Source organism: Campylobacter concisus, from assembly GCF_902460705.1.
Classification (GTDB): domain Bacteria; phylum Campylobacterota; class Campylobacteria; order Campylobacterales; family Campylobacteraceae; genus Campylobacter_A; species Campylobacter_A concisus_Z.
The window spans coordinates 33,613-47,742 of the sequence record NZ_CABPUP010000006.1 but is presented as its reverse complement, the minus strand read 5'-3'; the positions used below and the strand labels follow the sequence as shown (position 1 = coordinate 47,742).

At 36.5% G+C, this 14,130-nt stretch carries 15 protein-coding genes; 9 read left to right on the top strand and 6 right to left on the bottom strand.

Annotated features, from left to right (window positions below):
- Positions 1-18: 18 nt before the first annotated feature.
- The 5 genes from F3G75_RS08595 to F3G75_RS08575 are packed head-to-tail and all read right to left on the bottom strand — an operon-like array spanning position 19 to position 4,722.
- Positions 19-768 (bottom strand): ATP-binding cassette domain-containing protein, encoded by a 750-nt coding sequence (locus tag F3G75_RS08595; RefSeq protein WP_149717256.1) that lies wholly within the window; start codon positions 766-768, stop codon positions 19-21.
- Positions 765-1,445 carry an ATP-binding cassette domain-containing protein gene (locus F3G75_RS08590; RefSeq protein WP_149717255.1) on the bottom strand — a complete coding sequence of 227 codons (681 nt, stop codon included), beginning with the start codon at positions 1,443-1,445 and terminating at the stop codon, positions 765-767. Before F3G75_RS08590 ends, F3G75_RS08595 begins: the two co-directional genes overlap by 4 nt.
- Complete coding sequence (locus F3G75_RS08585; RefSeq protein WP_149717254.1) at positions 1,442-2,242, bottom strand: ABC transporter permease; 801 nt, start codon at positions 2,240-2,242, stop codon at positions 1,442-1,444. Before F3G75_RS08585 ends, F3G75_RS08590 begins: the two co-directional genes overlap by 4 nt.
- A complete protein-coding gene (locus F3G75_RS08580) occupies positions 2,239-3,177 on the bottom strand; it encodes an ABC transporter permease (RefSeq protein ID WP_149717253.1) in 939 nt (312 codons plus the stop codon). Before F3G75_RS08580 ends, F3G75_RS08585 begins: the two co-directional genes overlap by 4 nt.
- Positions 3,178-3,189: 12 nt before the next feature.
- Positions 3,190-4,722, bottom strand: a complete 1,533-nt coding sequence (locus tag F3G75_RS08575) for an ABC transporter substrate-binding protein (RefSeq protein ID WP_149717252.1) — start codon at positions 4,720-4,722, stop codon at positions 3,190-3,192.
- A 172-nt stretch (positions 4,723-4,894) separates the two neighbouring features.
- On the opposite strand from F3G75_RS08575, the gene F3G75_RS08570 reads away from it, so the two are divergent.
- Complete coding sequence (locus tag F3G75_RS08570; protein ID WP_149717251.1) at positions 4,895-8,203, top strand: DUF748 domain-containing protein; 3,309 nt, start codon at positions 4,895-4,897, stop codon at positions 8,201-8,203.
- Here F3G75_RS08570 and F3G75_RS08565 read toward each other — a convergent pair.
- The gene (locus F3G75_RS08565) at positions 8,200-8,604 is read right to left on the bottom strand and encodes a hypothetical protein (RefSeq protein WP_149717250.1); all 405 of its coding nucleotides are present in this window, start codon (positions 8,602-8,604) and stop codon (positions 8,200-8,202) included. The two genes, F3G75_RS08570 and F3G75_RS08565, sit on opposite strands and share 4 nt — an antisense overlap.
- A 115-nt stretch (positions 8,605-8,719) precedes the next feature.
- On the opposite strand from F3G75_RS08565, the gene F3G75_RS08560 reads away from it, so the two are divergent.
- The 8 genes from F3G75_RS08560 (at position 8,720) to F3G75_RS08525 (ending at position 14,032) form a co-directional block, all read left to right on the top strand.
- The gene (locus tag F3G75_RS08560; protein ID WP_085657868.1) at positions 8,720-8,923 is read left to right on the top strand and encodes a tautomerase family protein; all 204 of its coding nucleotides are present in this window, start codon (positions 8,720-8,722) and stop codon (positions 8,921-8,923) included.
- Entirely contained in the window at positions 8,920-9,417 is a 498-nt protein-coding gene (gene bcp, locus F3G75_RS08555; RefSeq protein ID WP_085657869.1) for a thioredoxin-dependent thiol peroxidase, read from the top strand. The genes F3G75_RS08560 and bcp overlap by 4 nt, the downstream gene beginning before the upstream one ends.
- Positions 9,418-9,426: 9 nt before the next feature.
- On the top strand, positions 9,427-10,068 hold the full coding sequence (locus F3G75_RS08550; RefSeq protein ID WP_149717249.1) for a thiol:disulfide interchange protein DsbA/DsbL: 642 nt from the start codon (positions 9,427-9,429) through the stop codon (positions 10,066-10,068).
- Between the two features lie 105 nt (positions 10,069-10,173).
- A complete protein-coding gene (locus F3G75_RS08545; protein WP_149717248.1) occupies positions 10,174-11,088 on the top strand; it encodes a branched-chain amino acid transaminase in 915 nt (304 codons plus the stop codon).
- A gap of 17 nt (positions 11,089-11,105) precedes the next feature.
- Positions 11,106-12,224, top strand: coding sequence for a prohibitin family protein (locus F3G75_RS08540; protein ID WP_149717247.1), 1,119 nt, complete (start codon positions 11,106-11,108; stop codon positions 12,222-12,224).
- Between the two features lie 2 nt (positions 12,225-12,226).
- On the top strand, positions 12,227-12,961 hold the full coding sequence (gene hisIE / locus F3G75_RS08535; protein WP_149717246.1) for a bifunctional phosphoribosyl-AMP cyclohydrolase/phosphoribosyl-ATP diphosphatase HisIE: 735 nt from the start codon (positions 12,227-12,229) through the stop codon (positions 12,959-12,961).
- Positions 12,951-13,481, top strand: a complete 531-nt coding sequence (locus F3G75_RS08530; protein ID WP_149717316.1) for a DUF2393 family protein — start codon at positions 12,951-12,953, stop codon at positions 13,479-13,481. Before hisIE ends, F3G75_RS08530 begins: the two co-directional genes overlap by 11 nt.
- Positions 13,481-14,032 (top strand): DUF2393 family protein, encoded by a 552-nt coding sequence (locus F3G75_RS08525; RefSeq protein WP_149717315.1) that lies wholly within the window; start codon positions 13,481-13,483, stop codon positions 14,030-14,032. Before F3G75_RS08530 ends, F3G75_RS08525 begins: the two co-directional genes overlap by 1 nt.
- Positions 14,033-14,130: the final 98 nt, after the last annotated feature.

Below are 14,130 nucleotides of genomic sequence, written 5' to 3'. Positions count from 1 at the left end.
TTTTTTGCTCGCATTATATCAAAGATTATTTTTATAAATTTTTGTAGCATCAAGGTATTTTTTAAGCACATTTTGGCTCGCAAGATCATCAAATTTACCCCACGCCACCTGCTTGCCAGCCTCGATTATTAGCGCTTTTTGCGCTATCTTCATCGCACTTAAAATATCGTGCGTGATAAAAATAATGCTGATCTTTTCATCTAAGCTTAAAAGCAAATTTATGATCTTTTGCTTTGTCTCGTTATCAAGCCCGCTTGTTATCTCGTCACAGATCAAAATTTTTGGCTTTGAAAGAAGAGCTAGCAATATCCCGACCCTTGTCGCCTCGCCTCCACTTAGCTGAGATGGATATTTTTCTAAAATTTCATCTTTTAAATTTAAATTTGCCAAAAGCTCTTTAAGCTCATTTTCGCTAAAGCTAAGCTTAAGATACGACCTCACGTGAGCGATGGCTGTTTTTACTTTTAGCGCTGGATTTAGGGCTTGTTTTTGGTTTTGCAAGATATATCTGATATCTTTTTTGAGCTCATTTTTGTCCGTGATCTCTTCATTGTTTATATAAATTTTACCCCCACTTTTTGGCTCGCTAAATGATATGAGCTTTGCAAGCGTGCTTTTGCCACTACCACTTTGACCCAAAATGGCTAAATTTTCGCCATCATCAAGCTCGAAATTTATCCCCTCTAAAAGGTGCAGCACTTCAGCTCTAGCGTTAAAATGTTCCTTAAAGCTTAAACTTTTTGAGACGTTTTTGAGCCTTATTTTCACGCATTTTCCTTTAAATTTAGCCGTCCATCTCTCATCTGCCAAATCTCATCACTAAGATAGTTCGTTAGCGCCTCATCATGCGAGATAAAGATAACGCTCATCTTGCCTTTTAGACTCTCTAAGATACCTGCTACGTGGCTAGCGCTAATGCTATCAAGCCCACTTGTTATCTCGTCGCAGACTAAAATTTTTGGCTTCAAGCAAAGCGCAAGAGCGATCTGTACGCGGCTTGCCTCACCGCCACTTAGCTCGTATGAGTATTTGTGCCAGATGAGATTAGCATTATCTAGCCCAAACTCCCTAAAATAGCTAAATGCAAGCTCTTTATTTGATTTATTATCGCCGCCAAGATAGGCATTAAAGTGATCACCCACGTTTAAGAGCGGATGAAGGCTGGCGATAGAGTTTTGAAAAACGAGCGCAGCAACCTTTTTTCGGTACTCTTTTAGCTCATTTTGGCTAAGTTTTAAGATATCTTTTTTATAAATGCTAAAATTATCCGCCCTCACTTTAAATTCATCATCAAAAAGCCTTATTAGGCTCTTTGCAAAGAGCGATTTACCACTGCCACTTTCACCTGTAATACCTATAAATTTACCCTCACTCATCTCAAAATCAATCTCACGCAAAAGCTTCTTATCCTTATAAAAAACGTTTAAATTTTTAATCTCTATCATATTTTTATATTGCCATTTTTTGAATTTGATGTGATGATTGATGTTGCAAGGATGAGCAAAAAGAGCGTCACGCCAGGGAAAAGCACCATCCACCAAGAGCCAAGAAAAAGCGCCTCTTTGCTCTCATTTAGCATGATACCAAGGCTTATTTTATTTGCGTCGCTACCCACGCCAAAAAAGCCAAGCGTGGCCTCCATGACTACCGCGTTTATCGCGTTTATGCCAAAGATGCTAACTATTAGATGCTTTAAATTTGGCAAAATTTCAAAGCAGATAAGACTAAATTTACCAGCTCCATTTATCACGGCTTGCTCGGCGTAGTCGCACTTTTTATTAAGTCTAAAATTTTGCATAAAAACTTTTGCGCCCTGCATAAACGAGCAAACGGCGATGATAAAAGAGGTGATAAGCAGATCTCCGCTACTAAATGAGCTAAAAAGCATTATAAAAACGATGTTTGGTATGCTTAAAAAAGCATCAAGCCCCTTATCAAAAAGGCTCTCACAAACCCTGCTCTTACTCGTGCCAAAATATGCGTAGATGAGCGAAAAAAGCGTCGTTAAAAAGCCGGCTAGCAGTAAGATAAGAAGCGAGTTTTTAAGTGCGTAGGCCACTCTTATGAGATTGTCCCTGCCTAGAATGTCAGTGCCAAAGATATGCTCGCTACTTGGGGCTAAATTTACCGCCATAAAGTCAGTGAAATTTGGCTCAAATTTAGAGAAAAACGGCGTCACAAAGGCAAATGTGACAAGTGCCAAAAAGACAAAACAGGCTAAGAAAAATATGACTTTTCTCATAAATTTCTCTTATCTGCTAAGATAGCGAAAATTTTTGCTAGCAAATTTGCAAAAACGACAAAAACAGCCGTTAGCAAAATGATCGCAAGTGCGACTGGATAGTCTTTGGCGATGACTGCATCAAGGCTAAGCTTGCCTATACCTGGAAATGAAAAAATACTCTCAATGACGTATGAGCCAGCAAAAACGCCAGCTACAAGGGTTGCGAAATAATAGACTATGTCGGTGCTCGCGTGCTTTATCGCAAAGAGATAAATTTTGCCCCGCCCCAAACCTCTAGCGTGAGCCGTCTGGATAAAGTCAGCATTTAGGCTTTGATTTAGCCTGTCTTTTACAAATTTCACATTTGCGCCAAGGTGTGGCAAGATGATGGCAAGAGTTGGCAAGATGATAAATTTAGCCCCCACGCCGCTAGATCCTAGCTCGTTTGCGCCTGAACTTGGTAGCACGTTTAGATAAACGCTAAAGATCGCTATTAGCACGAGAGCTACATAAAAATGAGGGAGTGAGGCAAGCAAAAACGAGCTAAAGTTTATAAAGATATCGGCAAATTTGTTTTTATAAATGGCGCTTAAAAGCCCCAAGAAAAATGATAAAAAAACTATCAGAAAAAACGAAGCAAAAAATAAGATAAGCGAGTTTAAAAGCCTTTCTTTAATGAGCAAAAAAACGCTTGCCCCACTTACAAAGCTAGTGCCAAAATCCCCTGCGACAAAGTGAGCTAGCCATCTAAAATACTGCACAAAAAAGCCATCTTTTAGCCCCAAATTTTCTAAAATTTGCTCTTTTATGGCTAAATTTACCGCCTCACTCCTCGAAAACATCACGTCAGTGACATTGCCTGGCAAAAAATATATGAGCAAAAATAGAAAAAATGAGATGAAAAATAGCAATCCAAGGCTTGAGATCGCTGTTTTTAAAATGGCTCTAAACAAAGTTTTTATCCACTATTTTACTTGCCACTCTCTTATGTTCCATAAAAATCCAGCTCCATGGTGGCCTAAAATTTGCGTCTTGATGCCTGAAATTTTATTGTTAAAGACGAGCGGATAGTCAAGATAGGCTATGAAAATATAAGGTGGATTTTCAAAAAGCGCTTTTAGAAATTCTTTGTAGTATTTTTTTCTAAGCTCCACATCCTTTGTATATCTTGCATTTTTTAGGGCAATATCAACGTTTGCATCTTTGTAGTGGTTAAAATTCCATCCATTTTCATTCACACTCACATCGGCAAATCCGCCAAAAATTCTATATGTGTGAAAATCTGGATCAAATGGGCTTCCCCAGCCGATGATAAAGCTATCAACCTCGCTTATACTAAAGGCTGTTCTTGGCTTTGCGTAGGCTTTGGCTCTCACACCAAATTTATTTAGCTCACTGCTTAAAATTTTGGCTAGATTGACCCTTAAAATGTCGTTATTAAAGGCGTAGATGTCAAAGCCAAGCTCCTTGCCATCCTTTTCAAAAAAGCCAGCCTTGTTTCTCTTAAAGCCGCTCTTTTCAAGTAGCTCTTTGGCCTTTTGCGGATCGTAGCTAAATTTAAACTCGCTGTCATTTGCAAAGCTTTTTTCTATAGGATTATTCGCTACGCTTGCATATCCGTGAAATAAATTTTTAACTATCTCATCTTTATTTATAGCGTAGTTTAGGGCGATTCTTACATTTTTATCTTGAAAAAGAGGATCATTAAAGTTAAACATCAAAGCTCTATAATCCGCGCTTTTAAACTTAAGCAAGCTTAATTTTTTATCATCTTTTATGAAATTTACACCAGTTGGAGAGATGAGCGCGACATCGATCTCACCACTTTTAAGCCCAACGAGCCTTAAATTTTCATCACCAACAATTTTAAAAAATACCCTTTTTATCTTTGGCTCGCCCTTGTAAAATTTCTCATTTGCCGCAAATTCCAAGCTCTCATCTTTTTTCCACTTTACAAGCTTGTATGCGCCAGTGCCGATGGGTGCCTCGTTAAATTTATCAGTTGAGATATCTTTACCTTTTAAAATGTGCTCAGGCAAAACACCAAAACTAAGTGCGTCAAGAAATGGCGGAAAAGGCTCTTTTAGCGTGATCTTAACTTTATAATCACCTAAAATTTCAACACTTTTTACCACTTCATAATTTGAGATAGCAGGCGCGTTTAGCTTCTTATCTTGAGCCGCTTCAATAGTAAATTTAACGTCTTTTGCGCTAAATTTCACCCCATCATGCCAAAAAGCATCATCTCTTAGCTCAAAAATATACTCCAACCCATCATTGCTTACTTGCCAAGACTTCGCAAGCTCTGGTACGATGTTGCTATTTTCATCATGGCTCGTAAGCCCCGAAAAAACGAGTGAAAGCGTAGGATCGTGATCCTCATCGTAAAGTGGATTTATACGAGGTGTTTGCTCCTCAATAGCGATTACAACGGTATTTTCATTTGCATGAGAAAAAATGCCAAACAACAAAAAAAAGACAAGCAAAATTTTCTTCATCACCATCCCCTTTGTTTAAAAATATTTCTGCATAGTAATACGAATCGTATAAAAGTGTTATTAAGCTAAATGTAAATCTATAGTATAGAAGTTTTAAATTTCTAACTATCTTTTAACCTTTTTTGAAGTAAAATCTCTCCCTATTTTAGACAACAACAAGGCAAATTTTACAATGAATAAAAATAAAAAAACAGCACTTATTTCAGCCATCTGCGTAGTTTCACTTTTAGTTATTTATACTCTTCTTGGATTTTTTGGTATACCTTATGGCATTAAAAATATCGCTCCAAAATATCTAAAAGACTACAACGCAACGCTTTTTGTAAAAGAGGCTAAATTTAATCCATTTACCTTTGAGCTAAATGCTACAAATGCTGAACTAAACACTACTTCGCCACTTTTTAGCACAAAGCAAATCGATGTCAAGCTAAAGCCATTTTCTATCTTTAAAAAATTAATTGAAGTTGATATTTTTAGGCTTCAAGAGCCAAATGTCAAAATTTTAAGGGATAAAAATTCAAAATTTAACTTTAGCAATTTTATAAGCGACGATAACGCAACTACCGAAGATAACAGCACTAGCTCTATAAATTTTGCCTTAAATAACGCAAAAATCATCAAAGGCTCATTTTCATATAGCGATCAAAATTTAACAAATCCATTTAACGTAAATTTTGATGATATAAACTACGAGCTAAGCTCGCTAAATACTAAGAAAAATAGTGCAGGTAGCCATATCTTTGACTCAAACTCGACTCTAGCTCACAAGATCGATCTAAATGGCGATATCAAGCTAAATCCCTTAAAAATCGAGGGCAATATCAGCATAAAGAACTTTAGTATCGATCCAGTCGCGATTAGCTTCATCGATAACGACACACTAAATCTTAAAAATGCGGTCATAAATTTAGGAATAAATTACGTTTTAATTGCCGACGAGAACGCTACAAATATAAATTTAAAGGACAGCTTTTTAAATGTAAAATCACTAAGCATAGATGAGGGCAAAAATGAACTAAGCCTTGGTGAGCTAGAGCTTCCAAAATTTGATCTATCAAGTAAGATAGCAGACAAGATAGGTGCTAAATTAGAGCTAAATACCATAAATTTAAGCTATGTGTCATTTAAAAATGCAATAACAGCAAGCTTAAAATCACTAAATTTAAACGATATTTCGCTTTTAGCAAATTTAAATGAAAAAAGTGAGCTAAACGCAACAGCTACGCTAAATAGCATAAATGCAAACGGCCTGAAAATAGACGAAACCAGTAAAAATTTAGTAAATCTAAAAGATATAAATGCCTCAAATTTAAATGCAAATTTAGCAAATAGCAAAACCACTCTAACGCTTGAAAAAATAGCATTTGATGGCATCAATGCCCCACTTAGTAAAAATGCGAATGCAAATGTGACAGGGGCTAAATTCTCAAATATTAGCTTCACTCAAGATACTAATAAAAGCCTTGCAACTCTTGATGAGCTTAGTATAAATGGCATAAATTTAAAGGCAAAAAATAAAGAGATTTTAGATATCACCGATGTGCTTACAAAAACGATCAAATTTGATATTTTAAATATGGCTTTGAGCGCTGAGAATATCGATATAAATAGACCAAAATTTAACTCAGAGTTAAATGGTAGCGGCTTAAGCGCGATAAACCAGCTTGGACTTGGTGAGCATGGGCCAGTAAAAATAGCCAATCATCGCACTAAAACCAAAAAAGAGAATACATTAGCTTCAAAAAGTAAAGAAAATGAGTTCAAATTTGACATAAAAAATATCAATGTAAATAACGCCAATATCGCTTTGACGCACCTTTTTGAAGGCGAGAAGATTGCTCATAAATTTGATAATTTGTCTGTAAAAATAGCAAATTTAAGTAGCGATTTTAGTAAGCCATTTGACGCAAAAGTGGATATGAAAAGCTCGCAAAAACTAAATTTAGACCTAACCTCAAAGATCAAACTTGAACCAATTAATATAACTGCTAAAATCAAACTTGAAGATAAAAATTTGCCAAAATATTTTGCCTACGCAAAGCCATTTTTAGAGGCAGACCTTTCAAGTGGAGAGATGAGCGTAGATGCCCAGCTTCACTATGCAAAAGATATAAAAGCGGACGCAAAGCTTAGCGTAAAAGATATTAGATTAGATGATAAAAATAAAGAAAAGCTAATCGCGTTTAAAAGTTTAGAAGTGGATAAAATTTCACTTTTTAAAGATAATCTTGAAATTACTGGAGTTGCTCTAAATTCGCCATTTATCAAGGCTCATCTAAGCAAAGAGCGCGAATTTAATCTAAGCAGAATCGTAAAAGAAGATAAAAACAAAGCCCAAAATGAGCAAAAAGCTGAGAGCAAAAAGATGGCTAGTAAAAAAGATGACGAGCTAAATTTTAGTATCAAAAATTTCTCACTTAACAACGGCGAGGTTGATTTTTCAGATGCGTCACTATTTATGCCATTTGCTACAAAAATTTCAAATCTAAACGGCAAGCTAACTGACATCGATAAAAAACGTCCAAGTTCGGGCGAGTTTAAAGGCACAGTTGGCAAAAATGGCTTTTCTCAGATTACAGCAAAACTATTTCCTTTTGAGCTAAAGCAAAATACCGACATTAAGCTTGATTTTAAAGATATCGATCTAATCGACATAACGCCATATAGCGGGCAATTTTTGGGCTATAAAATAAAAAAAGGTAAGTTAAATTTAAATCTAAATTATAGTGTTGTTGATTCAAAACTAAACGGCTCAAATCTTATAAATTTTGACACACTCACACTTGGAGAAAAGGTTGATTCAAAAGATGCTGTAAATTTACCACTTTCGCTTGCTATATCGATATTAAGCGATCAAAACAATCAAATAAATATCGACCTGCCAGTTGAAGGAAATTTAGACGACCCTGACTTTAAATATGGCGGTGTCATTTGGGCTGCTGTTAAAAAGCTCTTTGCTGATATCACGTTAGCTCCGTTTAGATTTTTAGGTAATGCTCTAGGGCTTGGCAGCAAGGATCTTAGTTCTATTGATTTTCTTGCTGGAAGTAGCGAGCTAATAAGCTCAGAAGCACCAAAAATAGCTGATTTTATAAAATTAACTACTGCAAAGCCTATGATGAAACTTAGCATCACACCTACTTACTCCGAGATAGATGTGCTCTACTTTAAAGAAAAAAAGCTTGATCAAAAGATAAATCAAATAATCGCCTCAAGTGGCAAAGATTATATTACCGTGCTAAATTCTCTCGTTCCAAACGCTAAAGACAAAAGCGATAAAGCCTTAAGAGAAGAGGCAATAAAAGCTATCGAAGTGGATAAGGAAAAACTAGTTGAGCTAGCAAATGAGCGTGCAAATGCAGTAAAAGAAGCACTCATAAAGGCTGGGCTTGAGACTGGCCGCATAAATATAAATGATGCAACAAGCTCAGAGCCTAAGCAAAACACCTACACAAGCGTGCTTATGGGAGTAGCGAACTAAATTTCATTTATCTCGCTACTTCTTGCGTTGTAAACAAACCAGCTAAGAAGCATAAGCATCATAAATGCGCCAAAAACTAGGCTTGCGTAAAAATATAAGCTAAAGCCTTCGCCTAGTAAGTTTGCATTGTGAAGAGCGATCATAACGCCAGCAAGTGAAATTAAATAGCCAATTAGCTTAATGATAAAAATTTTTGGATTTATAAAGATCAGTAAAAGCCCGCAAAGCATGACACTAAGGGCTATTTGTAAATTTAAAATGTCAGTTTGAGCACTTAAGCCAAATGTCAAAAAACCAAGCAAAAATATGACTAAAACCATCAAAACAGCATAAACTATCCTGCTTCGTCCAAAGCCGTACATAAAGCAAACAAAGCCTTTGTTGTGTTTGTTGTAGTCCATTTTTCGCTCCTAGTAACAAGTTTTTGTATTTTAATGCCAAATTCTTAAATAAAGGCTTTAATCTGAAATTTCACTCATTTTGGCTAATATTTTGCATCTTGAAAAAGGAGCAACAATGCCTTATGTTAATATCAAAATAGCAGGCCCAGAGCCGACAAAAGAGCAAAAAGATCAAGTCTTTAAAGAGGTGACTGAGACGCTTGTAAGAGTACTTGGCAAGAAAAAAGAGGCGGTGATGATTTTCATAGAAACTCACGATGCTAGCAACATCGGCGTAGGCGGCGAAAGCGTAGAAGATAAGAGAAAGGTGATAAAATGAGCGAATTTAGTAAAGCAGATTTGGAGAGAAAGATAACACTTGAAGTTGGTGACAAGGCGCCAGAGTTTGAAGCACTAAATCAAGATGGCGTAAAGGTCGCACTAAAGGACTTTATAGGCAAAAATGTAGTACTTTACTTCTACCCAAAGGACAACACTCCAGGCTGCACGACCGAGGCTTGCGAATTTAGCGCAAACTACGATCAGTTTATCAAAAACGATACCGTTATCATCGGCGTTAGCCCAGATAGTGTGAAGTCTCACGTTGGCTTTATCGCAAAGCAAAATTTAAAGCACATTCTATTAAGCGATGAGGATAAAGAAATTTCAAAGCTTTATGGTGTTTGGCAGGTCAAGAAAAACTACGGCAAAGAGTATCTTGGCATCGTTAGAAGCACATTTGTGATCGGCAAAGACGGTAAGATAGTTAAAATTTACAAAAGCGTAAAAGCCAAAGACCACGCCGCAAAAGTGCTAGCTGATCTAGCAAAATAAGGAGCAAAGATGAAGCTTATAAAAATACTAATTTTAAGTGCATTTTTTGCGCTAAATTTATCAGCACTAACTGAAGGTGTGGAGTATCAAACTTTAGCAAAACCACTTAATGTGCCTAAAAACTCGGTAGTTAAGGTCTTTAGCTACGACTGCCCACACTGCTATAAATTTGACCGAACGATCACAAGAAAGCTGATGTCAAAGCTTGATGGGGTTAAATTTATCCCATATCACCTAAGCACCAAAGGCAAGCTTGGCGAGACAACAAGTAAAATTTTCGCCGCTCTTATATCGATAGATGAGGCAAATGGCACTGATCTACTAAGCGATGAGTCAAAATTTAAGCAAGCAAAATTTGCGATCTATAAAGCAAGACATGATGAAAAAGATGATTTTAGTGATGGCAAAGACAAAGAGAAATTTATAAATTTAGCCCTTAAAACAGCTCACGTGAGCAAGGACGACTACGAAAAAGCACTAAATAGCGACCGAGCAAAAGAGCTTTTAGACGCATGGTTCGCCTCTTATGATGTGGCAAGTATCAGCGGTGTGCCAGCTTTTGTAGTAAGCGGCAAATACTTAATAAACTTAAGCGCAGCTTCATCAATCGATGAGATGGCAAAGATCATACAAGAGCTTTTAGATAAGTAGTTTTTAGCGGGCAATATCTGCAAATTTTGGTCTTAGAAATGTAAATTTAAAGCAATTTTAGATAAACTCAGACCAAAATTTCTAAGAAAAAAGAAAGGTTTAACAATGAATGCTTCAGAATTTATCTGGATGGATGGAAAATTAGTTAAATGGGACGATGCAAAAGTACACGTTCTAACTCACTCTTTACACTACGCTAATGCCGTATTTGAGGGTACAAGAGCTTATAAAACAAAAAAAGGTCTAGCTATTTTTAGACTTCAAGATCACACAAAAAGGCTTTTAAGATCAGCAAAAATGACTATTTTAAATGTACCTTACACTGAGGAAGAGCTAGAAAAAGCGCAAATAGAGCTTCTTCGTGCAAATAAATATAATGGCAATGTTTATATCCGCCCACTTATATTTTTAGGATACGGCGTAATGGGTGTAGCTCACACAAAAGCACCAGTGCAAACTGCTATCGCTTCATGGGAATGGGGTGCTTATCTTGGCGATGAAGGCCTAGAAAAAGGCATTAGAGTTAAAATTTCAAGCTTTGCCAAACTAGCACCTGCTGCTCAAATGAATAGAGCAAAAGCTAGCTCAAACTACCTAAGCTCACAAATGGCAAACTACGAGGCAAAAGAGGCTGGATACGACGAGGCGCTACTTCTTGATAGTGAGGGCTTTGTGGCTGAAGGTCCAGGAGAGTGTTTCTTTATCGTTGAAAACGGCGTTTTAATCACTCCACCAAACGACAACAGCCTACTTAGCATCACTCAAGATACAGTCATAAGGCTTGCTCACGATCTTGACATCGAAGTAAGAAGAGAGCGCATCACAAGAGATCAGGCTTACACAGCTGACGAGGCATTTTTCACAGGCACAGCAGCTGAAGTAACACCGATAAATAGCATAGATAACCGCATCATTGGTAACGGTGCTAGAGGAGAAGTGACAAAGAGACTACAAAAAGCTTATTTTGACGTAGTTTATGGACTAAATAAAAAATATGAATCATTTTTAACATATATTTAAAAATTTAAAGGAACGAAATGCCCGCTGATTTAAACGATTATTTCAATAAAAAAAAGCCAGGTAATGACAACAGAGGCTCAAGTCAAAATAGCGACAAAGAGCCGCCTTTCAAAAAGGACTTTAAAATGCCAAATTTACCAAGTGGTTTTGGTAAATTTGGAGCACTTGCCTACATTGTAATTGCAATTATTGCTATTTTTGCTATCACTCAGCCATTTAAAGTGATTCACTCAGGTGAAGTTGGCATCAAGTCTACAGCAGGTAAATATGAGCCAAATCCTTTGCAACCAGGCTTTCACTTCTTTTTACCTTTTATCCAAGATATCATCATCGTGGACACTAGAGTTAGGATCATAAACTATACTTCTGGCGAGGATATGGGCGAATCAATGCAAAAATCATATCAAGGCGTTGGTGCTGGAATTTTACGTAAAAATTCTATTTCAGTGCTTGATGCTAGAAATTTACCAGTTAGCATTGATATTACTGTGCAATACCGTTTAAATCCAGAAAACGCCCCTCAAACTATTGCCTCTTGGGGTCTTAGCTGGGAGAGCAAGATAGTTGATCCTGTCGTTCGTGACGTGGTTCGTAGTATCGCTGGTAAATATACAGCAGAAGAGCTTCCAACAAAGAGAAACGATCTAGCAAGACAAATCGATGATGGCATAAGAAAAGACATCGACTCTCAGCCAAATAAGCCAGTTGAGCTTTTAACAGTGCAGCTTCGTGAGATCATCTTGCCTTCAAAGGTAAAAGAGCAGATCGAGCGCGTCCAAATCGCAAAACAAGAAGCTGAAAGAACAAAATACGAAGTAGAAAGAGCAAATCAAGAAGCCTTAAAACAAGCTGCACTTGCAGAAGGTACCGCTAAAGCTGCTATCATTGAAGCAAAAGGTAAGGCTGATGCCATTAAAATCGAGGCTGACGCAACTGCGTATGCAAACAAAGAGGTTGCAAAAAGTGTCGATCAAAATCTACTAAATTTAAAGCAGATCGAGACGCAAAACAATTTTAACGAAGCTCTAAAAGAAAACAAAGATGCTAAAATTTTCTTAACACCGGGCGGTGCTGTGCCAAACATCTGGCTGGACGCAAAAGATAAAGCAAGAGCTAGCTCAGTAAGCGAGAGATAAAAATGAATAGCGTAACAAAAAGTATAGACTGGCAAAAAGTTGGTGGATTGCTTCCAGTAGTGGTTTGCGATCATGCCACAAATGAAGTTTTAATGCTTGCTTACATGAACGAAGAAGCATTAGATTTAAGTCTATCTAGCCGTTACGCTCACTATTTTTCACGCACTAAAAATAGAATTTGGAAAAAAGGCGAAGAAAGTGGCAACACTCAGGAGATAAAGGCTGCTTTTTTAGACTGCGATAACGATACTTTGCTTTTAAAAGTGATTCAAAACGGAGGCGCTGCTTGTCACACCGGAGCAAGGTCGTGCTTTTTTAATGAGATAAATTTACATGACGGCAAAATTTTAGATACAAAAGTTGAAGTCAAAAAACCAAATTATGGTGTGTTTGACGAGCTTTACCATGTGATAGAAGATAGAAAGCTAAATGCCAACCCTGAGACTTCATATGTGGCAAGTCTTTTTAAAAAGGGTGAAAATCAAATTTTAAAGAAAGTTGGCGAAGAGACTGGCGAATTTATAATGGCCGCAAAAGATCTTAGCTTCGCAGAAAGTTCAAAACAAGATGAGCAAAAAGCAAAAGATGATCTGATCTATGAAGCAGCCGATCTTTGCTTTCATGCACTTGTAGCACTTTCAGCCCATAATATCCATCCAGATGCTGTAAAAAACGAACTTGCAAGGCGTTTTGGCATGAGCGGCATTGAAGAGAAAAGATCGCGAGATGTTAAATAGCATTAAGCACAACTTGCTTTTTGTATTGCAAAATGCAAAGCTCATTGATTTTCTAACCTATGGCTGGATATTTTTAGCATTTATACTAATTGTTCTTTTAGGAATTTTTATCGCGATAAAGTCATGGTGGCAGATAGGATTTTTATTTATTCTAGCTGGTTTTTTCGGACTTTTTGTAGGTAATTACTACGCAAACAAATATATAAATGAAAATTTAAGACCAGTTAGCATAAGCAAAATAACCACCAAACAGCTTCAATATGTCGATGCGCTAATGGTTGATTTTAATATTACAAATAATTCAAATAATGCACTTAGTATCTGCAAAATCGAGCTTGACTTCTATCTAAGCTCAAGGCAAAATACGAAAGATTTTTTTAACTCACTTAATCCATTTGCTAGAAAAAGAATCATCTTAAATGAGGAATTTTTGCCAAAGCAAAACATTGAGGTTAAAGAATTTGTCAATGATTTCGCATTTATAGACTACAATATCTCTAAAAAAGTGGAGTGTTTTTGATGAGTTCTACGTATTTTACCATCGTTCATATCATCGTACTTTTTGCGATCGCACTACTTTCTATTTTATTTCTTGTGTTGTCGCTTAGAGCTGAGCGAAAGCTATTTTTATCACTATTTTTTACAAATATTCTAGTTTCAACCACTCTTGCAATATTTTTAATGCTGGTACTTGATAAATATACAAAAAAAGGTATGCTCGAAAATGTAAAAAGTGAGCGAATTTTGCGAAATGAAAGTATTGTCTTTAAGGGACAAGTGAGAAATATTGGTAAATTTACAATTAGCAACTGCACACTGACAGTCAAACTAATCAATCAACCGCTAAATAAAAATGACCTTGGCGGTGAAGCATTTTTTAAGCCAAGTGGGCTTTCATTTTTCTCATGGGTTCTTGGCACAGATAAGGATGAGAGGCCAAATACAGTTGAATATAAATTTGATGTAGCCAAAAATTTACCAAAGCAAAAAAGCACACCATTTACCGTATATATGCCATATCCGCCTTACTTTAAAAATGGCATGAATATCACAAAACTAAATTGCTACTAATCAAGTTAAAGCAAATTTTTATAAATTTTATAGGATAAATTCTAAGTCTTAGTTTGATTTTAGAGTAAATTTTATCTTTTAAGTATCTGCAATGAATA

Coding starts and splice junctions, on each gene's coding strand:
- F3G75_RS08590 (WP_149717255.1), bottom strand. CDS start 1,445: ATGATAGAGATTAAAAATTTAAACGTTTTTTATAAGGATAAGAAGCTT.
- F3G75_RS08585 (WP_149717254.1), bottom strand. CDS start 2,242: ATGAGAAAAGTCATATTTTTCTTAGCCTGTTTTGTCTTTTTGGCACTT.
- F3G75_RS08575 (WP_149717252.1), bottom strand. CDS start 4,722: ATGAAGAAAATTTTGCTTGTCTTTTTTTTGTTGTTTGGCATTTTTTCT.
- F3G75_RS08570 (WP_149717251.1), top strand. CDS start 4,895: ATGAATAAAAATAAAAAAACAGCACTTATTTCAGCCATCTGCGTAGTT.
- F3G75_RS08565 (WP_149717250.1), bottom strand. CDS start 8,604: ATGGACTACAACAAACACAACAAAGGCTTTGTTTGCTTTATGTACGGC.
- F3G75_RS08560 (WP_085657868.1), top strand. CDS start 8,720: ATGCCTTATGTTAATATCAAAATAGCAGGCCCAGAGCCGACAAAAGAG.
- bcp (WP_085657869.1), top strand. CDS start 8,920: ATGAGCGAATTTAGTAAAGCAGATTTGGAGAGAAAGATAACACTTGAA.
- F3G75_RS08550 (WP_149717249.1), top strand. CDS start 9,427: ATGAAGCTTATAAAAATACTAATTTTAAGTGCATTTTTTGCGCTAAAT.
- F3G75_RS08545 (WP_149717248.1), top strand. CDS start 10,174: ATGAATGCTTCAGAATTTATCTGGATGGATGGAAAATTAGTTAAATGG.
- F3G75_RS08540 (WP_149717247.1), top strand. CDS start 11,106: ATGCCCGCTGATTTAAACGATTATTTCAATAAAAAAAAGCCAGGTAAT.
- hisIE (WP_149717246.1), top strand. CDS start 12,227: ATGAATAGCGTAACAAAAAGTATAGACTGGCAAAAAGTTGGTGGATTG.
- F3G75_RS08530 (WP_149717316.1), top strand. CDS start 12,951: ATGTTAAATAGCATTAAGCACAACTTGCTTTTTGTATTGCAAAATGCA.
- F3G75_RS08525 (WP_149717315.1), top strand. CDS start 13,481: ATGAGTTCTACGTATTTTACCATCGTTCATATCATCGTACTTTTTGCG.